Source organism: Streptomyces sp. NPDC021100, from assembly GCF_044333095.1.
Classification (GTDB): domain Bacteria; phylum Actinomycetota; class Actinomycetes; order Streptomycetales; family Streptomycetaceae; genus Streptomyces.
The window spans coordinates 150,176-169,894 of the sequence record NZ_JBIRQH010000009.1 but is presented as its reverse complement, the minus strand read 5'-3'; the positions used below and the strand labels follow the sequence as shown (position 1 = coordinate 169,894).

General features: G+C 71.1%; 21 protein-coding genes and 4 tRNA genes. 20 read left to right on the top strand and 5 right to left on the bottom strand.

Features of this window, described 5'->3' with window-relative positions; translation table 11 throughout:
- Positions 1–32 precede the first annotated feature (32 nt).
- On the top strand, positions 33–1,154 hold the full coding sequence (locus ACH4PU_RS18860; RefSeq protein WP_398272886.1) for an amidinotransferase: 1,122 nt from the start codon (positions 33–35) through the stop codon (positions 1,152–1,154).
- Between the two features lie 225 nt (positions 1,155–1,379).
- On the top strand, positions 1,380–1,850 hold the full coding sequence (locus tag ACH4PU_RS18855; RefSeq protein ID WP_398272884.1) for a DUF3574 domain-containing protein: 471 nt from the start codon (positions 1,380–1,382) through the stop codon (positions 1,848–1,850).
- Between the two features lie 100 nt (positions 1,851–1,950).
- Here the strand turns inward: ACH4PU_RS18855 and ACH4PU_RS18850 are convergent, their stop codons facing one another.
- Positions 1,951–2,439: a YajQ family cyclic di-GMP-binding protein gene (locus ACH4PU_RS18850; RefSeq protein ID WP_185943919.1), complete on the bottom strand. Its 489-nt coding sequence runs from the start codon at positions 2,437–2,439 to the stop codon at positions 1,951–1,953.
- Positions 2,440–2,672: 233 nt separating this feature from the next.
- On the opposite strand from ACH4PU_RS18850, the gene ACH4PU_RS18845 reads away from it, so the two are divergent.
- Positions 2,673–2,754: transfer RNA gene (locus ACH4PU_RS18845), tRNA-Tyr, on the top strand.
- A gap of 249 nt (positions 2,755–3,003) precedes the next feature.
- On the opposite strand, the gene ACH4PU_RS18840 is transcribed toward ACH4PU_RS18845, so the two are convergent.
- Both ACH4PU_RS18840 and ACH4PU_RS18835 read right to left on the bottom strand, forming a co-directional pair.
- Positions 3,004–3,663: an NAD(P)H-binding protein gene (locus tag ACH4PU_RS18840; protein ID WP_398272882.1), complete on the bottom strand. Its 660-nt coding sequence runs from the start codon at positions 3,661–3,663 to the stop codon at positions 3,004–3,006.
- A 32-nt stretch (positions 3,664–3,695) separates the two neighbouring features.
- The gene (locus tag ACH4PU_RS18835) at positions 3,696–4,991 is read right to left on the bottom strand and encodes an amidohydrolase family protein (protein ID WP_398273031.1); all 1,296 of its coding nucleotides are present in this window, start codon (positions 4,989–4,991) and stop codon (positions 3,696–3,698) included.
- 278 nt (positions 4,992–5,269) lie between these two features.
- Between ACH4PU_RS18835 and ACH4PU_RS18830 the strand changes: the two genes are divergently transcribed.
- The 8 genes from ACH4PU_RS18830 to ACH4PU_RS18795 all read left to right on the top strand — a co-directional run bounded on the left by ACH4PU_RS18830 (position 5,270) and on the right by ACH4PU_RS18795 (position 10,373).
- Positions 5,270–5,342 (top strand) — tRNA-Thr (locus ACH4PU_RS18830).
- A gap of 52 nt (positions 5,343–5,394) precedes the next feature.
- Positions 5,395–5,467 (top strand) — tRNA-Met (locus ACH4PU_RS18825).
- A gap of 84 nt (positions 5,468–5,551) precedes the next feature.
- Positions 5,552–5,716, top strand: coding sequence for a 50S ribosomal protein L33 (gene rpmG / locus ACH4PU_RS18820; protein ID WP_004571794.1), 165 nt, complete (start codon positions 5,552–5,554; stop codon positions 5,714–5,716).
- A gap of 79 nt (positions 5,717–5,795) precedes the next feature.
- Positions 5,796–6,263, top strand: coding sequence for a MaoC family dehydratase N-terminal domain-containing protein (locus ACH4PU_RS18815; RefSeq protein WP_398272880.1), 468 nt, complete (start codon positions 5,796–5,798; stop codon positions 6,261–6,263).
- Entirely contained in the window at positions 6,263–6,697 is a 435-nt protein-coding gene (locus ACH4PU_RS18810; protein ID WP_398272878.1) for a MaoC family dehydratase, read from the top strand. Before ACH4PU_RS18815 ends, ACH4PU_RS18810 begins: the two co-directional genes overlap by 1 nt.
- A gap of 96 nt (positions 6,698–6,793) precedes the next feature.
- Positions 6,794–7,345 carry a TetR/AcrR family transcriptional regulator gene (locus ACH4PU_RS18805; protein WP_398272876.1) on the top strand — a complete coding sequence of 184 codons (552 nt, stop codon included), beginning with the start codon at positions 6,794–6,796 and terminating at the stop codon, positions 7,343–7,345.
- 88 nt (positions 7,346–7,433) lie between these two features.
- Positions 7,434–8,924, top strand: coding sequence for an MFS transporter (locus ACH4PU_RS18800; RefSeq protein ID WP_398272874.1), 1,491 nt, complete (start codon positions 7,434–7,436; stop codon positions 8,922–8,924).
- A gap of 393 nt (positions 8,925–9,317) precedes the next feature.
- On the top strand, positions 9,318–10,373 hold the full coding sequence (locus tag ACH4PU_RS18795) for a UDP-N-acetylmuramate dehydrogenase (RefSeq protein ID WP_398272872.1): 1,056 nt from the start codon (positions 9,318–9,320) through the stop codon (positions 10,371–10,373).
- 123 nt (positions 10,374–10,496) lie between these two features.
- Here the strand turns inward: ACH4PU_RS18795 and ACH4PU_RS18790 are convergent, their stop codons facing one another.
- Both ACH4PU_RS18790 and ACH4PU_RS18785 read right to left on the bottom strand, forming a co-directional pair.
- Positions 10,497–11,525, bottom strand: coding sequence for an adenosine deaminase (locus ACH4PU_RS18790; RefSeq protein WP_398272870.1), 1,029 nt, complete (start codon positions 11,523–11,525; stop codon positions 10,497–10,499).
- A gap of 126 nt (positions 11,526–11,651) precedes the next feature.
- Positions 11,652–12,899 (bottom strand): pyridoxal phosphate-dependent aminotransferase, encoded by a 1,248-nt coding sequence (locus ACH4PU_RS18785; protein WP_398272868.1) that lies wholly within the window; start codon positions 12,897–12,899, stop codon positions 11,652–11,654.
- Positions 12,900–13,159: 260 nt separating this feature from the next.
- Here ACH4PU_RS18785 and ACH4PU_RS18780 point away from each other — a divergent pair.
- The 9 genes from ACH4PU_RS18780 to rplL all read left to right on the top strand — a co-directional run bounded on the left by ACH4PU_RS18780 (position 13,160) and on the right by rplL (position 19,481).
- Positions 13,160–13,232: transfer RNA gene (locus ACH4PU_RS18780), tRNA-Trp, on the top strand.
- 102 nt (positions 13,233–13,334) lie between these two features.
- Entirely contained in the window at positions 13,335–13,622 is a 288-nt protein-coding gene (gene secE, locus ACH4PU_RS18775; protein WP_398272866.1) for a preprotein translocase subunit SecE, read from the top strand.
- 95 nt (positions 13,623–13,717) lie between these two features.
- Positions 13,718–14,587, top strand: coding sequence for a transcription termination/antitermination protein NusG (gene nusG, locus ACH4PU_RS18770; RefSeq protein WP_398272864.1), 870 nt, complete (start codon positions 13,718–13,720; stop codon positions 14,585–14,587).
- A gap of 159 nt (positions 14,588–14,746) precedes the next feature.
- Positions 14,747–15,181, top strand: a complete 435-nt coding sequence (rplK, locus tag ACH4PU_RS18765; RefSeq protein ID WP_004941595.1) for a 50S ribosomal protein L11 — start codon at positions 14,747–14,749, stop codon at positions 15,179–15,181.
- 81 nt (positions 15,182–15,262) lie between these two features.
- Positions 15,263–15,979, top strand: a complete 717-nt coding sequence (gene rplA / locus ACH4PU_RS18760) for a 50S ribosomal protein L1 (RefSeq protein WP_398272861.1) — start codon at positions 15,263–15,265, stop codon at positions 15,977–15,979.
- A 167-nt stretch (positions 15,980–16,146) separates the two neighbouring features.
- Positions 16,147–17,115, top strand: coding sequence for a hypothetical protein (locus ACH4PU_RS18755; protein WP_398272859.1), 969 nt, complete (start codon positions 16,147–16,149; stop codon positions 17,113–17,115).
- A gap of 159 nt (positions 17,116–17,274) precedes the next feature.
- Positions 17,275–18,159: a DUF1396 domain-containing protein gene (locus ACH4PU_RS18750; RefSeq protein WP_398272857.1), complete on the top strand. Its 885-nt coding sequence runs from the start codon at positions 17,275–17,277 to the stop codon at positions 18,157–18,159.
- A 297-nt stretch (positions 18,160–18,456) separates the two neighbouring features.
- Entirely contained in the window at positions 18,457–18,987 is a 531-nt protein-coding gene (rplJ, locus tag ACH4PU_RS18745) for a 50S ribosomal protein L10 (RefSeq protein WP_185943931.1), read from the top strand.
- A gap of 107 nt (positions 18,988–19,094) precedes the next feature.
- The gene (rplL, locus tag ACH4PU_RS18740) at positions 19,095–19,481 is read left to right on the top strand and encodes a 50S ribosomal protein L7/L12 (RefSeq protein WP_185943932.1); all 387 of its coding nucleotides are present in this window, start codon (positions 19,095–19,097) and stop codon (positions 19,479–19,481) included.
- Positions 19,482–19,719 lie beyond the last annotated feature (238 nt).

Genomic DNA, 19,719 nt, shown 5'->3' with positions numbered 1-19,719 from the left:
ACCGACACGGCGGCGGCCCGGGCCGGTGCGCGGTGAGGGAGCCCTCGGCCGGCCGCGGCACCCCCGCGGAGCGGCCCGCCCCGCCGGTCAACTCGCACAACGAATGGGACCCCTTGGAGGAGGTCGTCGTCGGACGCCTCGACGGCGCCGTCGTCCCCTCCCGCCACCCGGTCGTCGCCTGCAACCTCCCGCCGTGGGCGGCCCGGCTGCAGGGGCTCGCCGCCGGCCGCCGGTATCCGAGGATCCTGGTGGAGCGGGCGCAGCGCGAACTCGACGGGTTCGTCGACCTCTTGTGCTCCCTCGGTGTCACGGTCACCCGCCCCGACCCGGTCGACCACGGGAGGTGCTTCCGCACCCCGCACTGGTCGTCGCGCGGCTTCTGCAACGCCTGCCCGCGGGACTGTCTGCTGGTGGTCGGCGACGAGATCATCGAGACCCCGATGGCGTGGCCGTGCCGGTATTTCGAGACGCACTCCTACCGCACGCTCCTCAAGGACTATTTCCGGCGCGGCGCCCGCTGGACGGCCGCGCCGCGGCCGCAGCTCACCGACGAGCTGTTCGTGCCGGGCCACCGGAGGCCCGGGGCGGGCGCGCCCGTGCGCCACATCGTCACCGAGTTCGAGCCGGTCTTCGACGCGGCGGACTTCGTCCGCGTGGGCCGGGACCTCTTCGTCACGCGCGGCAACGTCACCAACCGCATGGGCGTCGACTGGCTCCGCCGCCACCTCGGCCCCGGCTACCGCGTCCACGAGATCGAGAGCCGCTGCCGGACGCCCATGCACATCGACACGACGTTCATGCCGCTCGCCCCCGGCAAGGTGATGATCAACCCGGAGTACGTCGACGTCGACGGCCTGCCCGACATCCTGCGGTCGTGGGACATCCTCGTCGCCCCCGAGCCCGACCCGATGGACGACCGCCTGCTCAGGCTGACGTCGCTGTGCGGCAAGTGGCTGAGCATGAACGTGCTCGTGATCGACGAGAAGCGGGTGATCGTGGAGCGGCACCACACCGGGATGGTGAACGCGCTCAAGAAGTGGGGGTTCGAGCCGGTCCCCTGCGACTTCCTGCACTACGCGCCGTTCGGCGGCTCGTTCCACTGCGCCACGCTCGACGTCCGGCGCCGCGGCACGCTCGAGTCGTACTTCCGCTGACACCCCGACGACACGGGAGAACGCATCCCGCCCCCGCGGCACCACTTTTCGGTCAGGACGCGTCGATCGGCCGCGCGCCGCCTGCGCGGCCGGGAGAGTGGTCGCGCGCCCCGACGCGCGGCAGCGCCTCGACGCGCATCAGCGTTCCGACGCGCGGCAGCGCCCCGGGCGCAGCAGCGCACCGGCCCGCCCGCCGGGCCGGCCCCGGCCGAAAGGACCCCACCCGTGCCCCAGCGCACCTCCCGCCTGCGCACCGCCGCCCTGGCCGCCGCGACCGTCCTGGCCGTGGGCGCCCCCACGGCGTACGCCGCCCTGGACGCCGGCAACGAACCGGCGGCCACCGACCGTTCGACGGCCGTGCGCGGCACCCCGTACGTCGGCACGCACCTCTACTTCGGCACCGCCCGCTCCGACGGACACCCGGATGTGACGGACCGTCAGTTCCGCGACTTCGTGACCCGGCGCGTCACGCCGAGGTTCCCCGCCGGCCTGACCATCGAGGACGCGCGCGGGCAGTGGCGCGACGCCAAGGGCGTCGTCATCCGCGAGCGCTCCTACGAACTGACCCTCTACTACCCCAAGTCCGAGGCCCGCGCGAAGGACGCGGGCATCCAGGAGATCCGCGCCGCGTACAAGAAGCAGTTCCACCAGGAGTCGGTGATGCGCGCGGACGAGGCCGCGAGCGTGGACTTCTGACCGTCCGCGGAACGGGACGAGGGCGCGCCGCGGAAGATCGTGGACCTTCCCCGGCGCGCCCTCGTCCGGACGCCGGTCGCCTACGGGAATGCCCGTCGCGTCACCGGTAGTTGACGAACTGGAGGGCGAAGTCCAGCTCCTTGCCCTTCAGCAGGGCGATCACGGCCTGGAGGTCGTCGCGGCTCTTGGAGGAGACCCGCAGCTCGTCACCCTGGACCTGGGCCTTGACGCCCTTGGGGCCCTCGTCGCGGATGATCTTGGCGACCTTCTTGGCGTTCTCCTGGGAGATGCCCTCTTCGAGCGACGCGGAGATCCGGTACTCCTTGCCCGAAAGCTGCGGCTCGCCCGCGTCCAGGGCCTTCAGGGAGATGCCGCGCTTGATGAGCTTCGACTGGAAGACGTCGAGAATCGCCTTCACCCGCTCCTCGGAGTTGGCCCGCATCTCGATCTTCTCGCCGGACCAGGCGATCGAGGCGCCGACGTTCTTGAAGTCGTAGCGCTGCGAGATCTCCTTGGCAGTCTGGTTGAGGGCGTTGTCGACCTCCTGCCGCTCGACCTTCGAGACGATGTCGAAACTGGAGTCGGCCATATTGAGTTGGCTCCTCGTGCGTAGATTCTGTCAGGGGCGCGGCGTGGGGGCGTCCTCGGCGGCGGGTGCCCGGCGAGGGCCGGACGGGCCCGGAGGACGGCCGCCCCGCAAGCCTAGTCATCCGGGCGGCGTTCGGCTGGCTCCGAATCGAGTGGCGGAGCACCCCCGGTCATCGGGTATGGTTTACGTCGTTGCCGAGGAGATCTCGAAAGGGAGTCCGAGGCGGCACCCATGGCGGTGTGCCCGAGTGGCCAATGGGAGCGGACTGTAAATCCGTCGGCTTAGCCTACCCAGGTTCGAATCCTGGCGCCGCCACCGAGTGAGGCCCCTGCTCTTCCGAGAGCAGGGGCCTCTTTGGTGTGCTCGCAGTGCTCAGCGTGCTCGGTGGGGCGCTCCGGTCCGCTCGCCGCCGGTCAGGGGTGCCCGCCCGCGTTCAGGTGGGGACCGGGTGCGTTCAACTGCGTTCGGGCGGGTTTTTTCTGGGCGCCCGGGGCGGGAAGCCGGGGCGCCGGCCCCCCGGACCGGACCGCCTCCGCCGCCCCCCTGCCCGCCCCGCCACCCCGCTCACCCCGCCACGGCCCGTACCGCCTCCTCCACCGGCGTCCGCCCGCCGATCAGCTCCAGCGTCCGGCCCGCGGTCCCCGGGGTGTCCAGCAGCCCCAGCAGGACGGCCGCCACGTCGTCCCGGGTGACCTCGCCGCGGCCCGTCGACTCGTCCAGCGTGACCAGCCCGGTGCCCGGGTCGTCCGTGAGCCGGCCGGGGCGGAGGATCGTCCAGTCCAGACCCGCGCGGGAGCGGACGTCCGCGTCCGCGGCGCCCTTGGCGCGCAGGTAGGCCGCGAAGACCGGGTCGGTGCCCTCAGGGGGCTGCCCGTCGGCGCCCATGCTGGAGACGACGACGAAGCGCCGTACCCCGGCCGCCTCCGCCGCGTCGGCGAAGAGGGTGGCCGCGCCGCGGTCCACGCTGTCCTTGCGCTCGATGCCGCTGCCGGGGCCCGCGCCGGCCGCGAAGACGGCGGCGTCGGCACCCTCCAGGTGCCGGGCGATGTCCGCGACGGACGCCGACTCCAGGTCGCAGACGACCGGTTCGGCCCCGGCGGCGAGCAGGTCGCCCGCCTGTTCCGGCCGGCGGATCACGCCGGCCACCTCGTCTCCGCGCCGGGCGAGCAGCCGCTCCAGCCGCAGCGCGATCTGTCCATGTCCACCAGCGATGACAATGCGCATGATCCGACCGTACGCCCCGGTGGTCACGGGCCTCAGGAGGAGGGTTCGCCCCCGCGCGGCGCCTGCCGGGGCAGCTCCAGGGCGGGCGCCCCCGCCGAGTGCCGGTACTCGCGGACGGCGCTCGTCCGCGACACCACCCGTCCGCGGTGCACCACCAGGCGGCTGTAGCCCAGCGAGAGCACCCCGGCCACTCCGCCCCCGCGGATCGCCAGCAGTTCGGCCGGGAACCCGGCCTCGACCCGGACCTCCGGCAGCCCCATCGCCTCCCGCGCCCGCCCGCTCACCGCCTCGTACGCCTGGTCGGGCGGCAGTTCGCCGCGCGAGGCGAGCAGGAAGGCGGCCTCCAGCGGGTCGCCGCGGCCGACCGGGTTGGCGGCGTCCCGGACCGCCCCGCTGCCGGCCGCCACCCGTACGCCGGCGGCGCGCAGCAGCCGTACGGGCGCGGCGTGCGAGACGCGGTAGCGGCTGCGGGCGGTGATCCCGCAGTCGCCCTGCGGCAGGCACACCACCGTCACGCCGGCGGCGGCCAGCTGCTCGGCGGCCCGGACGGCGGCCTCCCGGGGGAGCCGGGCCAGGCCGCCGCACGGGCCGAGGGTGACGGCCGGACGCAGGCCGCCGGCCATCGCGGCGATCCGGGCGAGCCGGGGCGGGTCGTCGGCGTCGGTGTGCAGGTCCACCGCGCAGCCGTGCTCGGCGGCGATCCGCAGGACGGCCTCCACGTAGCCGGTCGGGTCCGGGTCCAGGTCGGGGCAGCCTCCGACGGCGGTGGCGCCCATCTTGACCGCGTCCCGGAGCACGGCGAGATTGTCGGCCCCGGCGAGGCCGGTGAGCAGCCCGGGGACGGCGACGGCCGTGAGGTCGGTGAGGTCGCGCAGGACGCGGCGGGCGGCCAGGACGCCCTCCAGCGCCCGCAGGCCGTGCACGTCGCCGACGCGGACGTGCGAGCGGACGGCGGTGGCGCCGTGGCCGAGCTGGAGCAGTGCCGCCTCGGTGGCGCGCCGCTGGACGTCCTCGACGCCGTCCGGGGCCGGGCCCGTGAGGTCGGCGGTGAGCGCGGTGTCGCCGTGCGCGTGCGGTTCGGCGGGGGCCGGCAGCAGCAGGTAGCCGTCGAGGTCGCAGCGGACGCCGGGGGCGAGGCTGCCCGCCGTGCCGACGGCCTCGACGCGGCCGCCGCTCAGCCGTACGTCCACCACGCGGCCGTCGGCGAGGTGGGCGCCGGAGAGCACCAGTGGCTTCTCACCGGGACCGCCGCCGCCCGGGGAGCCGGGCGGGGAGCTCGCGTCGCCGTCGGGGTTCCTCGCGGGCTGCGGCTGCTGGTTGTCGGGCATCGCGCTCCCTACGGTCCGGGGCATTCGCGCAGCGTGATCCCGAGCCTAGGCCGCGGGGGGAGCGGGTTCGAGCAGGCTACGGCGCGCTGCGAATAGTCGTACCGGCGGAGGCGCTCCGGTGCGGTCGTACGGGGGCCGGGCGCGGCCGGTGCGGTGCTGGTGGGCGGCTGTGGCGCGGGCTCCGGGCCGGGTGCCGGACGCGGCCCGGGCCTCCGCCCGGGGGTGCTCCGGTACGGATTTCACCTTCGGCCGCAGAGCGTGTAATGTCTTCCTCGCTCGCCCCAATAGCTCAGTCGGCAGAGCGTCTCCATGGTAAGGAGAAGGTCAACGGTTCGATTCCGTTTTGGGGCTCTGGTGTGAGGGGTCTCCCCGTCTTCGGACGGGGGGACACCCCCCGCATCAAAGCGGCGTAGCTCAGTCGGTAGAGCAAGCGGCTCATAATCGCTGTGTCACCGGTTCAAGTCCGGTCGCCGCTACCCACAGTAGCCGATTGCGGGGTCGGTCCTCCGATCGGCTACTCTTGTCTGCGTTCATCCGTCCATCCGTCAAGGAGCACTCACGTGGCTGCCACCGACGTCCGCCCGAAGATCACGCTGGCCTGCGTGGAGTGCAAGGAGCGGAACTACATCACCAAGAAGAACCGGCGTAACGACCCGGACCGTCTTGAGATGAAGAAGCACTGCCCGCGTTGCAACGCGCACACCGCGCACCGCGAAACGCGATAACGCACAGTCGTTCATGAGGCCGTCCCCGGTTCCTGGGGGCGGCCTCATGGCGTATCCCCACCCAGGAGGTGCCGAGCCGATGGCGCTCGACCAGTCCTTCGTCGGACGGACCTATCCGGCCACCGCCCCTTACGAGGTCGGCCGCGAGAAGATCCGTGAATTCGCCGAGGCCATCGGCGACGAGAACCCGGCGTACACCGACGCCGAGGCCGCCAAGGCGCTCGGCCACCCGGATGTGATCGCCCCGCCGACCTTTGTGTTCGCCATCACCTACCGGGCCGCCGGCCAGGTGATCGAGGACCCGCAGCTGGGGCTGGACTACAGCCGCGTCGTCCACGGCGACCAGAAGTTCACCTACACCCGCCCGGTCCGCGCGGGTGACCGGCTGACGGTCACCTCCACCATCGAGACGATCAAGTCGATGGCGGGCAACGACCTGCTGACCATCCGGGGTGATGTCCACGACGAGCACGGCGAGCACGTGGTGACCGCCCACACGATGCTGGTGGCCCGCGGCCCCGAGGCCGCTGTGGAAGGGGAGGCGTGATGACCGCCAAGGTCTCCTACGACGACGTCGAGGTCGGCACGGAGCTGCCGACGCGCGAGTTCCCTGTGAACCGCGCCACGCTGGTGCGCTACGCGGGTGCCTCCGGCGACTTCAACCCGATCCACTGGAACGAGCGGTTCGCCAAGGAGGTCGGGCTCCCGGACGTGATCGCGCACGGCATGTTCACCATGGCCGAGGCGGTCCGCGTGATCACCGACTGGGCGGGCGACCCGGGCGCGGTGGCCGAGTACGGGGTGCGCTTCACCAAGCCGGTCGTCGTCCCGGACGGCGACGAGGGCGCGGTCATCGAGGTCAGCGGCAAGGTCGCGGCCAAGCTGGACGACGAGGCGCGGACCGTGCGCGTGGACCTGCTGGTGCGCAGCGCGGGGCAGCGGGTGCTCGGCATGCCGCGGGCCGTCGTGCGGCTGGCCTGAGGCCCCGGGGCGGTTCCGGGGGCGGCGACCGCCGTCCTCGGAACCGCCCGGCCCTGGCTCTTGCGAAGTTAGTTATCGACCACTAATCTCCTCTCCATGGTCAGGATGAGCGCGGAGGAGCGGCGCGAGAGCGTCGTCCGGGCGGCGGTCGCCGAGTTCGCCCGCGGCGGCTACCACGGCACCTCGACGGAGACGATCGCCCGCAGGGTGGGCGTGTCGCAGCCGTACCTCTTCCGCCTCTTCCCGGGCAAGCAGGCGATCTTCCTCGCCGCGGTCGACGCGTGCCAGGAGAAGATCATCCGCACCTTCGAGGAGGCCGCCGACGGCGTCCCGCCGGAGGGGGTGGTGAAGGCGATGGGTCTGGCCTACGAAGCCCTCATCGCCCGCGACAAGGAGACGCTGCTGATGCTCATGCAGATGTGCGTCGCCGTGGCCTCCGCCGAGGCGGCGGGCGACACGGAGTTCGGCCGCCCGATCCGGGCGGGCTGGGAGCGGCTCACCGACCAGGTCCGCCTGGCGCTGGGGGGCGACCCGGAGCAGACGGCCCGGTTCATGGCCCACGGGATGCTCATCAACTCGCTGGTCTCGCTGGGCTTCCCGCCCGAGCACCGGGTGTGGGACGGGCTGCCGCCCTCCGGGCGCGACTGACCCCGCACGCCACCGGATTCACCGGCCCGCCGGGCCGGTTCTCTTTCGCCGCCGAAAGTTAGTGACCGATAAATAAGCAGGGGGAGAAGTGGAACAGCAAGCCTCACGACGCGCCGTCTGGGCCCTCGTCGTCTCGGGCGCGGCCGGCTTCATGGCCGCGCTCGACAACCTCGTCGTCACCACCGCGCTGCCGACCCTCCGCCGGGACCTCGGCGGTTCGCTCGAAGACCTCGAATGGACGGTCAGCGCCTACACGCTCACCTACGCGGTCCTGCTGATGTTCGGCGCCGCGCTGGGCGACCGGTTCGGCCGCCGCAGGTTCTTCGGCATCGGCATCGCGCTGTTCACCGCCGCCTCCGCGGCCGCCGCGCTGTCGTCCGGCATCGACGCGCTCATCGCCTTCCGGGCCGTCCAGGGCGTCGGCGCCGCGATCATGACGCCGCTGAGCCTCACCCTGCTGACCGCCGCCACCCCGCCCGAACGGCGCGGCACGGCCTTCGGCATCTGGGGCGCCATCAACGGCCTCGCCGTCGCCACCGGCCCGCTCATCGGCGGCGGACTCACCGAGCACATCTCGTGGCACTGGATCTTCTGGCTCAACGTCCCGATCGGGCTGCTCCTCCTCCCGATCGTCCGGTTCCGCGTCGCCGAGTCCCGCACGCCGGACGCCCGGCTCGACATCCCCGGCACGGTCCTGGTCAGCGGCGGCCTCTTCGGCGTCGTCTTCGCCGTCGTCAACGTCAACACGTACGGCTGGACGAACGGCCGGGTGCTCACCGGACTCGTCGTGGGAGCGCTGCTGCTCGCCGCCTTCGTCCGGCACGGCATCACCCACCCCAAGCCCATGCTGCCCATGCGCCTCTTCCGCAACCGGGCCTTCAGCGGCGTCAACGCGGCCGGGCTGCTGATGTTCTTCGGCATGTTCGGCTCGATCTTCCTGCTCAGCCAGTTCCTGCAGGGCGTCGGCGGCTACTCGCCCACCGAGGCGGGCCTGCGCATGCTGCCCTGGACCGGGATGTCGCTGATCGTCGCCCCGCTCGCGGGCCGGCTCGCCGACCGGGTCGGCGGGCGCGTCGTGGTCATCTGGGGCCTCACCTGCCAGGCGACCGGACTCGCCTACTACGCCCTGGTCCTCGCCGCAGACCTCTCCTACGCGGCCCAGCTGCCCGCCCTGATCCTCAACGGCGTCGGCATGGCCCTCTTCTTCGCCCCCTCCTCCGCACTCGCCATGTCCTCGGTGGGCCCCGCCGAGCAGGGCATCGCCTCCGGGACGAACAGCGCGCTGCGCGAGGTCGGCGGGGCGTTCGGGGTCGCCGTCCTCGGCTCGGTCTTCTCCGCCCGCGGCGGGTTCGGATCGCCCCAGGCGGTCGTGGACGGCACCACCCCGGCGCTGTGGATCGGCGCCGCGGGCGTCGCCCTCGCGGCGGTGGCGGCCGCCCTCATCCCGCGGCACGGGCGGCCTTCGGCCGTGGGGGCGGCCACGGTGGAGGGGACGACGCCGAGGGACGCCGCGGAGGCCATCAGCGGACGCGCGGCGGACCGGGCCGGCGCGCACGCCGGAGCGGGCACCGGCCGATAGCGCCCCGAGCGCGTGCCGAGGACCCCGGACCGCCGTTCCGGGCGGTCCGGGCCTCGGTCGGTACCCGCCCGGCGTCCCGGACGGACCGCCGGTACGTCGCGGGGCGCGAGGCATGAGCCGGTCCGGGACGCGGGGCGAGCGCCCGGGGGAGGGGCGCGAGCCGCGCCGGACGGACCGCACGCCGCCCCTCGAGCCGTGCCGTCGCCGCGGCCGTACGGCGCACGACGGCGCGGCTCGCGCGTCCGCCGCTGCCCCGGGGCCGGCCTCTCCGGGACGCGGCCGGTGCCGGGCCCGGGCCGTTCCGTAGGGGGTACGGACGGCGGGAGGGCACCGGAGCCGTCCGGGCCAGGTGGCCCAGCAGGGCCCCCGTCCACGCCCCGTACCCTTGTCGCCGTGCAGGAACTCCACGACACCCCCCTCGCCCCCCTGACCACCTTCCGTCTCGGCGGCCCCGCGACCCGTCTGGTCACGGCCGTCACCGACGAGGAAGTGATCGCGACCGTGCGCGAGGCGGACGCCTCCGGGACGCCACTGCTGATCATCGGCGGCGGCAGCAACCTCGTGATCTCAGACAAGGGCTTCGACGGCGTCGCCCTGCGCATCGCTACGGCCGGATTCTCGCTCCGGGGCAGCGACCTGGAGCTCGCCGCCGGCGAGAACTGGTCCGACGCCGTCGCCCGCACCGTCGAGGCCGGACTCGCCGGCATCGAGTGCATGGCCGGCATCCCCGGCTCGGCCGGCGCCACCCCGATCCAGAACGTGGGCGCCTACGGCCAGGAGGTCTCCTCCGTCATCACCGAGGTCGTCGCCTACGACCGCCGGGCCGGCGAGACCGTCGTCCTGCCGAACGCCGAGTGCGGCTTCTCCTACCGGCACAGCCGCTTCAAGGCGGACCCCTCCCGCTACGTCGTCCTGCGCGTCCGCTTCGCCCTGGAGGACGCGGGCGGCCTCTCCGCGCCCATCAAGTACCCCGAGACCGCCCGCACCCTCGGCGTCGAGGCCGGGGACCGTGTCCCCGCCGCCACCGCCCGCGAGACCGTGCTGCGGCTGCGCGCCGGCAAGGGCATGGTGCTCGACCCCGAGGACCACGACACCTGGTCCGCCGGGTCGTTCTTCACCAACCCCGTGCTCACGGCCGAGCAGCACGCGGCCTTCCTGGCCCGGGCGGCGGAGCGGCTCGGGGCGGACGTCGTCCCGCCGGCCTACCCGGCGGGGGACGGGCTGGTGAAGACGTCGGCCGCCTGGCTGATCGACAAGGCGGGGTTCGGGAAGGGGTACGGGGACGGGCCCGCGCGGATCTCGACCAAGCACACGCTGGCCCTGACGAACCGGGGCTCGGCCACGACGGAGGATCTGCTGGCGCTGGCCCGGGAGGTCCGGGACGGGGTCCGGGAGGCGTTCGGGGTGACCCTGGTGAACGAGCCGGTGACGGTCGGCGTCAGCCTTTAGGTTCCAGGGGGCGGGTCTGGGGGAGGTTGCCCCTGTCCCTCCCCCAGAGGGGGCACCCCCATTTCACCGTTTCTTGCGGGGGCTCCGCCCCCGCACCCCCGCAGCACGCTGCGCGCGCAGTCCTCAAACGCCGGACGGGCTGAGCCACGCCTCCACCCCCGCCAGCAGCCTCCCCTTCACATCCGCCGGCGCCACCGAGCCGCGGATCGACTGCCGGGCCAGTTCCGCCAGTTCCTCGTCCGTGAAGCCGTGGTGTTCGCGGGCGAGCTGGTACTGGGCGGCGAGGCGGGAGCCGAAGAGGAGGGGGTCGTCGGCGCCGAGGGCCATGGGGACGCCGGCCTCGAAGAGGGTGCGCAGCGGGACGTCCGCGGGCTTCTCGTAGACGCCGAGGGCCACGTTCGACGACGGGCAGACCTCGCACGTCACGCCACGCTCCGCCAGCTTGCGCAGCAGCCGCGGGTCCTCGGCCGCCCGTACGCCGTGGCCCACCCGGCCCGCGCGCAGGTCGTCCAGGCAGTCGCGGACGCTCGCCGGGCCCGACAGCTCGCCGCCGTGCGGCGCGGCCAGCAGGCCGCCTTCGCGGGCGATCTCGAAGGCCCGGTCGAAGTCCCGGGCGAAGCCGCGCCGCTCGTCGTTGGAGAGGCCGAAGCCGACCACGCCCTTGTCGGCGTAGCGCACCGCCAGCCGGGCCAGGGTGCGGGCGTCCAGGGGGTGCTTCATCCGGTTCGCGGCGACCAGGACCCGTATCCCGAGGCCGGTGTCGCGGGACGCGGTCTCCACGGCGTCCAGGATGATCTCCAGCGCGGGGATCAGCCCGCCCAGCCGGGGCGCGTACGAGGTGGGGTCGACCTGGATCTCCAGCCACCCGGAGCCGTCCCGGACGTCCTCCTCGGCGGCCTCGCGCACCAGCCGCCGGATGTCGTCGGGGGAGCGCAGGCAGGAGCGCGCGATGTCGTACAGCCGCTGGAACCGGAACCAGCCGCGCTCGTCCGTCGCCCGAAGTCTCGGGGGCTCGCCGCCGCTCAGCGCCTCCGGCAGGTGCACGCCGTACTTGTCGGCCAGCTCCAGCAGCGTCCCCGGACGCATCGAGCCGGTGAAGTGCAGGTGCAGATGGGCCTTCGGCAGCAGACGGACGTCACGAACGTTCTCCATCTGTGGATCCTGCCGCATCGACCCCGGCGTCCGGAAGGCGTTTCCTGGATCGTCCCTGATCGGGGAGGGGTCCGAAAGGGAGAACGAGGGGAGGCCGGGCGCCGCGCCTCCCCTCGTACCGTCGCGTCAGTCGCGCGCCTCGGCCAGCAGCTTCTGGATCCGCGAGACGCCCTCCGCCAGGTCCTCGTCGCCCAGCGCGTACGAGAGCCGCAGGTAGCCCGGCGTGCCGAACGCCTCGCCCGGGACGACCGCGACCTCGGCCTCCTCCAGGATCAGCGCCGCCAGCTCCACCGAGGTGGCCGGCCGCTTGCCGCGGATCTCCTTGCCGAGCAGCGCCTTGACCGACGGGTAGGCGTAGAACGCGCCCTCCGGCTCCGGGCAGACGACGCCGTCGATCTCGTTGAGCATGCGCACGATCGTGCGGCGGCGGCGGTCGAAGGCGACCTTCATCTCCTCGACGGCCTTCAGGTCGCCGGCGATGGCGGCCAGCGCGGCGCGCTGCGCGACGTTGCTCACGTTGGAGGTGGCGTGCGACTGGAGGTTGGTCGCGGCCTTCACCACGTCCTGCGGGCCGACGATCCACCCCACGCGCCAGCCCGTCATGGCGTACGTCTTGGCGACACCGTTGACGACGATGCACTTGTCGCGCAGCTCCGGCACCACCACCGGCAGGGAGGAGAACTCGGCGTCGCCGTAGACGAGGTGCTCGTAGATCTCGTCCGTCAGGACCCACAGGCCGTGCTCCGCCGCCCAGCGGCCGATCTCCTCGACCTGGGCGCGCGAGTAGACCGCGCCGGTCGGGTTGGAGGGGGAGACGAACAGCAGCACCTTGGTGCGCTCGGTGCGGGCCGCCTCCAGCTGCTCGACGGAGACCCGGTAACCGGTCGTCTCGTCGGCCACGACGTCCACCGGGACACCGCCGGCGAGGCGGATGGACTCGGGGTACGTGGTCCAGTACGGCGCCGGGACGATCACCTCGTCGCCCGGGTCGAGGATCGCCGCGAACGCCTCGTAGATGGCCTGCTTGCCGCCGTTGGTGACGAGCACCTGGGACGCCTCGACCTCGTAGCCCGAGTCGCGCAGCGTCTTGGCGGCGATGGCGGCCTTCAGCTCGGGGAGGCCGCCGGCCGGGGTGTAGCGGTGGTTCTTCGGGTCGCGGCACGCCTCGACGGCGGCCTCGACGATGTAGTCCGGGGTGGGGAAGTCCGGCTCGCCCGCGCCGAAGCCGATCACCGGGCGCCCGGCCGCCTTGAGGGCCTTGGCCTTGGCGTCCACGGCGAGCGTCGCGGACTCGGAGATCGACCCGATGCGGGTGGAGACCCGGCGGTCGGTGGGTGCCTGAGCGGCGGGGAAGGGAGCGGTGGCATCGGTCATACAGGCATCGTCGCAGAACCGGCGGGGACCGGGGGCGGTGGTTCCAGGGAACGGAACGAGCGGTTCACGGGACGGCCGAGCACCTGCCCCGGAGCCGCATGGAATCCCGGATTCCGGAGCTTTTCCCACGACGGCGGCGGTATCTGTTCGACGGCGGGCCCCGAACCACGTACACTCATGCGTCGTTGGCCCCTCACAGGCGAATCCGCACCGTACACATCGTGCGGCCGAGCGGATGCGGTACGTTGGGGGAACCACAAAGGGTCGTAGCTCAATTGGTAGAGCACTGGTCTCCAAAACCAGCGGTTGGGGGTTCAAGTCCCTTCGGCCCTGCTACACGCATCGTCACCGAGGTGCGTGCGTACGCACTGATGCACCGCCGTGCGGCTCCACCGGGCGCGGCACGGCCACGACCCGGATTCAGGTGAGGACGTAGTGACGGAAGCCCTTGGCTCCACCGCGACGCCTGAGAGCGGTCGTCCCGAGGACGAGGTCGCCGTCAAGAAGCGCCGCGGCGGCAAGCGCGGCAAGAGGGGCCCGCTCGGGCGGATGGCGCTGTTCTACCGCCAGGTCGTCGCGGAGCTCCGCAAGGTCGTCTGGCCCACGCGTGGCCAGCTCTCGACGTACACCTCCGTGGTGATCGTCTTCGTCGTCATCGTCATTGGTCTCGTGACCGTGATTGACTATGGGTTCAGCAACGCCGTCAAGTACGTCTTCGGCTGAGCCCGCCCGCGCGCCAAGGCGGTCGCCTCCGGGAGGGTTCCGGAGAGCCGCCTTTTCGCACGTTCCACCCCTTGAAGCCAGGAAGAAGCAGCCACGTGTCTGACCCGAACCTGAACGACGCCGTCGAGCCCGTCGAGGCGGCAGAGGCCGACGTGGACGCGGCTGTCTCGGCCGAGGTCGAGGGCGACGCTGCGAGCGCTGACGACACCGGGCGCGAGCTCGCCGCCGGCGCCGAGGGCGTCGAAGAGGCCGACGAGGCCGATGAGACCGCCGTGGCCGAGGAGCCGGAGGCCGCCGCCGACGCGGACGAGGCCGAGGACGCCGAGCCCGCCGAGGAGGCCGCCCCGGTGGACCCCGTCGCCGCGCTCCGCGAGGAGCTGCGCGGGCTGCCCGGCGAGTGGTACGTCATCCACACCTACGCCGGTTACGAGAACCGCGTGAAGACCAACCTCGAGCAGCGCGCCGTCTCGCTGAACGTCGAGGACTACATCTTCCAGGCCGAGGTGCCGCAGGAAGAGGTCGTCCAGATCAAGAACGGTGACCGCCGCACCGTCCGCCAGAACAAGCTCCCCGGCTACGTGCTGGTGCGCATGGACCTGACGAACGAGTCGTGGGGCGTCGTCCGGAACACCCCGGGCGTCACCGGCTTCGTGGGCAACGCCTACGACCCGTACCCGCTGACCCTGGACGAGATCGTCAAGATGCTCGCCCCGGAGGCCGAGGAGAAGGCCGCCAAGGAGGCCGCCGAGGCCGAGGGCCGTCCGGCTCCCAGCCGCAAGGTCGAGGTCCAGGTGCTGGACTTCGAGGTCGGCGACTCGGTCACCGTCACCGACGGCCCGTTCGCGACGCTCCAGGCGACGATCAACGAGATCAACGCCGACTCGAAGAAGGTCAAGGGCCTCGTCGAGATCTTCGGCCGCGAGACCCCGGTCGAGCTGAGCTTCGACCAGATCCAGAAGAACTGATCTTCTGGCCGTACGCTTCCGAACAGGTCGGGTCGCCCCGCGAGGGGCGGCCTGACCTCTCGGTTTTTGGGCCGGCCACGTTACCCGTTATCGTGGTGCGGTATGCCTGCGCGCAGTGTGTCGTGGGCAGAAAACTCTCACTAGGACCCGGAGAGAGCAATGCCTCCCAAGAAGAAGAAGGTCACGGGGCTTATCAAGCTCCAGATCCAGGCCGGTGCCGCCAACCCGGCTCCGCCGGTCGGCCCCGCGCTGGGTCAGCACGGCGTCAACATCATGGAGTTCTGCAAGGCCTACAACGCCGCGACCGAGTCGCAGCGTGGCATGGTCGTGCCGGTGGAGATCACGGTCTACGAGGACCGTTCCTTCACCTTCGTCACCAAGACTCCGCCGGCCGCGAAGCTGATCCTCAAGGCCGCGGGCGTGGACAAGGGCTCCGGCGAGCCGCACAAGACCAAGGTCGCCAAGATCACGCGTGACCAGGTCCGTGACATCGCCACCACCAAGATGCCCGACCTGAACGCCAACGACCTGGACGCCGCCGAGAAGATCATCGCCGGCACCGCCCGTTCCATGGGCATCACGGTCGAGGGCTGATCGTCCCGCCCTTTTAAGGCACCACGTGGAAGGGCCAGCGCTGGCCCGCACCACGACTCCATTCACCACTGAGGAGTTTCAGTGAAGCGCAGCAAGACTCTTCGCAACGCGGACGCGAAGATCGACCGGGAGCGTCTGTACGCTCCGCTCGAGGCCGTCCGTCTGGCGAAGGACACCTCCGGCACCAAGTTCGACAGCACCGTCGAGGTCGCCCTGCGTCTGGGCGTCGACCCGCGCAAGGCGGACCAGATGGTCCGTGGCACCGTGAACCTTCCGCACGGCACCGGTAAGACCGCCCGGGTCCTGGTCTTCGCGACCGGCGACCGTGCCGAGGCCGCGCGTGCCGCGGGCGCCGACATCGTCGGTGCCGACGAGCTCATCGACGAGGTCGCCAAGGGCCGTCTGGACTTCGACGCCGTCGTCGCCACCCCGGACCTCATGGGCAAGGTCGGCCGCCTCGGCCGCGTGCTCGGTCCCCGTGGTCTGATGCCGAACCCGAAGACCGGCACGGTCACCCCGGACACGGCCAAGGCCGTGACCGAGATCAAGGGCGGCAAGATCGAGTTCCGTGTCGACAAGCACGCGAACCTGCACTTCATCATCGGCAAGACGTCGTTCGACGAGAAGTCGCTGATCGAGAACTACAGCGCCGCGCTCGAGGAGATCCTCCGCCTCAAGCCGTCCGCCGCCAAGGGCCGCTACGTCAAGAAGGCGACCCTGTCCACCACCATGGGCCCCGGCATCCCGCTGGACCCGAACCGCACCCGCAACCTCCTCGTCGAGGACGAGACCGTCTGAGAGACGTTCTCGCACCGCGTGTGACCGCGTGTGTTCAGGGGCCGGCCCCCGCATCCCTTCCGGGTGCGGGGGCCGGCCTCTTTCCGTTCCCCCTCGTCCTCCTGTCCGACCGCTGCGTTATCGTCGAGCGAACGAACGTGCAAGAGGTCTCCAAAAAGGTGGGGGATATGTCCAAGTCCACGATCCGTCGCGTCGGTATCTCGCTTTCCGCCGCCGCGATTCTTGTCGGTGCCGTCGCGTGTGACTCCGACGACAAGAAGGACGACAAGAGCGCGCCGCAGAGCCAGTCGAAGAGCGAGCCGAAGAGCGACGGCCGGAGCCCCGTCCAGGCCCTGCAGGCGGCGTTCAAGAAGACCAGCGCGGCGAAGTCGGCCAAGGTTCACATGACCATGGAAATGCCGGCCGGCGCGACGCCGGGCGCGCCTTCCGGACCGATGGTGATGGACGGCGTTCAGGGCTGGAACCCCACCGTCGTGGACATGACGGTCAGCGGCGCGGCCCTGGCCGGCAAGGACGGCCCCGGCGCCACTCGCATGATCATGCTGAACAACGTGATGTACATGCAGATGCCGGCCAAGGCCATGGAATCCGCGCCCGCCGAAATGCGCGGCAAGAAGTGGATGAAGATCGATGTCGCCGCGGCCGCCAAGGAGTCGGGCAACCCCGCCCTGCAGAAGCAGCTGACGGGGAACATGAACGACATGAACCAGGACCCGGCCAAGCAGATGGCCGTCCTGCTCGACTCGCCGAACCTGAAGCACCTCGGTGCGGAAAAGGTGAACGGCGTCGACGCCCAGCACTACAAGGGCACCCTGACCGTCGAAGAGATGATCAAGGGCAACGAGTCCACCAAGCTCATGGACCCCAAGGACCGTGAGCAGCTGCTGGAGAGCGTCAAGAAGGCCGGCATCAAGAGCTACGACATGGAGTTCTGGCTCAACAACGAGGACCTGCCGGTCAAGATGACCGTCGGCATGGACAGCGCGCAGGGGAAGATCAAGGTCGCCGCGGACTACAAGGACTACGGCGCCAAGGCCGACGTCCAGGCGCCGGCCGCCGGTGAGACCCTCGACCTCATGGAGATGATGAAGGGCCTGAAGGACGGCTCCGCCGCCGGTTCGGGCGCCGGTGCGTAAAACCGGGTGATTCTCCCCAAGGGCGTATTGACGGCCCCCGTTCCCCGTCCGGGGAGCGGGGGCCGTTAATTGTGTACCGCCCTTGGGCTACCGGAGGGTATTGTCACCGGAGTTCGCAAAGTTTTGCGAAAGAAATCGTCATGCCCATGGGAAGAGATCATGAAGAACATGCACCGCAAGGCCGCCGGGGCCCTGCTCGCGGGTGCCCTGCTGTGCGGTACGGCCGCCTGCTCCTCGGATTCCTCGGACGCCGAGAAGAAGAACGACTCCAAGGCGGCCGGGAAGTCCGCCCAGAAGCCGGTGGACGCCACCTTCGCGGCGGCCGTGGAACGGGCCGCGAAGAAGAACGAGACGATCACGTCGCTGCGGTACACCATGAGCGGTGAAATGCCCGAGAACGGGCACGTCGAGACCGCGGCGTCGATGAACGTGAAGCCCCTGGCCATGCAGATGAAGATGAAGGTCAAGGGCTCCGCCGCGGACGAGAGCGGGGAAATGGAGATCCGTCTCGTCGACGGCGCCCTGTATCTCAACGCCAAGGGGCAGAAGACCGGGGGCGGAAAGTCCTGGATCAAGATGCCCAACGTGGGCGCCGGAAAGGGTCCCGGCGGCGCGGACAACCCCTTCGGCACGCGCACCCAGGCCGAGCAGAACCCCATGGACGACTCCGCCTCCATGAGCGCCTCGAAGGACCTGGAGAAGGTCGGCGAGGAGACCGTGGACGGCGTGAAGACGACCCACTACAAGGGCACCGTCACCATGGCCCAGATGCGCGAGCAACTGGCGAAGAAGGACCCCGCCACCCGGGAGCGCCAGGAGGCCAAGCTCAAGGGCTTCGAAAAGCTCGGCGTCGACAAGTTCGCGATGGACATGTGGATCGACGGGCAGGACCACACCAAGCAGTTCCGCATGCGGTCCGCCACGCAGAAGGGCCCGATGGACCTGACCATCAAGTTCCTCGACTACAACAAGCCGGTCGAGATCAAGGCACCCCCGGCCGGTGACGTCATGGACCCGATGGCGGAGGCCAAGAAGGACTCCTAGTCCCGTCGGGCCGGGACCGCCGCGGGCGCGATTTGCTTGACGGCGGCCCGGTCCCGTACTCTCGACCAGAAGCCAAAGACCGCTGGTCGTTGCTGCGCCTCCATCCGGAGGTGTGGTGGCCGAAGGATCCGCTAGCTGCGGGCGACCTGCGCAGGTGACTGTGGTTGAACTCCCGTGTGGACGTTTTGTTCATTCGGTCGAGTCACGCCCCGAGCGCCCGCGCCGGGGCGTTTCGTTTTGCCCAGGTCCCTTCTCGCGTCTATGCGGTCCTATTCACCCGGAAGGAGGCCGAGGCTCATGGCGAGGCCCGACAAGTCCGCCGCGGTTGCCGAGCTGACGGACAAGTTCCGCAGCTCCAACGCCGCCGTGCTGACCGAGTACCGCGGTCTCACCGTGGCGCAGCTCAAGACGCTGCGCCGTTCGCTCGGTGAGAACGCGCAGTACGCCGTGGTGAAGAACACGCTGACCAAGATCGCGGCTGGTGAGGCCGGGATCACGCTGGAGGACCAGCTCTTCGCTGGCCCGACGGCCGTCGCCTTCATCACCGGTGACCCGGTGGCGTCGGCGAAGGGTCTGCGTGACTTCGCCAAGGACAACCCGAATCTCATCATCAAGGGCGGTGTCCTTGACGGCAAGGCGCTGTCCGCCGATGAGATCAAGAAGCTTGCGGACCTCGAGTCCCGCGAGGTTCTGCTCAGCAAGCTGGCCGGTGCCATGAAGGGCAAGCAGTCGCAGGCTGCCTCGCTCTTCCAGGCGCTGCCGACGAAGTTCGTCCGCACCGCGGACGCGCTGCGCGCCAAGCTCGCCGAGCAGGGCGGTGCCGAGTAATTCGGCTCGCGCATTGACCGGTGCCACCCGGCACCGGTCGCAGCGGGCCGTACGCCCGCCGACATGTACATCCCGGCACCTGCCGATTTAGTGGAAGGACCGCCATCATGGCGAAGCTGTCCCAGGACGAGCTGCTCGCGCAGTTCGAGGAGATGACCCTCATCGAGCTCGCCGGCTTCGTTGCCGCGTTCGAGGAGAAGTTCGACGTCACCGCCGCCGCCGCCGCGCCGGTCATGGTCGCCGGTGCCGCTGGTGGCGCCGCCGCCGAGGCCGTCGAGGAGAAGGACGAGTTCGACGTCATCCTCACCGGCGCCGGCGACAAGAAGATCCAGGTCATCAAGGTCGTGCGCGAGCTGACCTCCCTCGGCCTGAAGGAGGCCAAGGACCTCGTCGACGGCACCCCGAAGCCCGTCCTCGAGAAGGTCGCCAAGGACGCCGCCGAGAAGGCCGCCGAGGCCCTCAAGGGCGCCGGCGCCTCCGTCGAGGTCAAGTGACCTCACGGGGTCCTCTGGACTCCCCTCTGACGTACGTCTGACGTACCTCTCGACGCCAAGGGCGATCACCCATGCGGGTGGTCGCCCTTCGGCGTACCCGGGAGGGCTGCAGCGCCGCGTCCCGGAGACGAGTATGGTGATCTTTGTTGCCCCGCGGCAGTGGCCCGGCCATGGTCGTTCAGGGCCGGTCCGGGCCCGGTCAGGGGCCGCTCGGCAGCCGGAGGGCCTTGACGAACGG

Excerpts from the sequence above, each read along its gene's own strand:
- ACH4PU_RS18850 (WP_185943919.1), bottom strand. The coding sequence starts at position 2,439 with ATGGCCGACTCCAGTTTCGACATCGTCTCGAAGGTCGAGCGGCAGGAG.
- ACH4PU_RS18840 (WP_398272882.1), bottom strand. The coding sequence starts at position 3,663 with ATGCGCATTGTCATCGCTGGTGGACATGGACAGATCGCGCTGCGGCTG.
- ACH4PU_RS18835 (WP_398273031.1), bottom strand. The coding sequence starts at position 4,991 with ATGCCCGACAACCAGCAGCCGCAGCCCGCGAGGAACCCCGACGGCGAC.
- ACH4PU_RS18815 (WP_398272880.1), top strand. The coding sequence starts at position 5,796 with ATGGCGCTCGACCAGTCCTTCGTCGGACGGACCTATCCGGCCACCGCC.
- ACH4PU_RS18810 (WP_398272878.1), top strand. The coding sequence starts at position 6,263 with ATGACCGCCAAGGTCTCCTACGACGACGTCGAGGTCGGCACGGAGCTG.
- ACH4PU_RS18805 (WP_398272876.1), top strand. The coding sequence starts at position 6,794 with ATGGTCAGGATGAGCGCGGAGGAGCGGCGCGAGAGCGTCGTCCGGGCG.
- ACH4PU_RS18790 (WP_398272870.1), bottom strand. The coding sequence starts at position 11,525 with ATGGAGAACGTTCGTGACGTCCGTCTGCTGCCGAAGGCCCATCTGCAC.
- ACH4PU_RS18785 (WP_398272868.1), bottom strand. The coding sequence starts at position 12,899 with ATGACCGATGCCACCGCTCCCTTCCCCGCCGCTCAGGCACCCACCGAC.
- rplK (WP_004941595.1), top strand. The coding sequence starts at position 14,747 with ATGCCTCCCAAGAAGAAGAAGGTCACGGGGCTTATCAAGCTCCAGATC.
- ACH4PU_RS18755 (WP_398272859.1), top strand. The coding sequence starts at position 16,147 with ATGTCCAAGTCCACGATCCGTCGCGTCGGTATCTCGCTTTCCGCCGCC.
- ACH4PU_RS18750 (WP_398272857.1), top strand. The coding sequence starts at position 17,275 with ATGAAGAACATGCACCGCAAGGCCGCCGGGGCCCTGCTCGCGGGTGCC.
- rplJ (WP_185943931.1), top strand. The coding sequence starts at position 18,457 with ATGGCGAGGCCCGACAAGTCCGCCGCGGTTGCCGAGCTGACGGACAAG.
- rplL (WP_185943932.1), top strand. The coding sequence starts at position 19,095 with ATGGCGAAGCTGTCCCAGGACGAGCTGCTCGCGCAGTTCGAGGAGATG.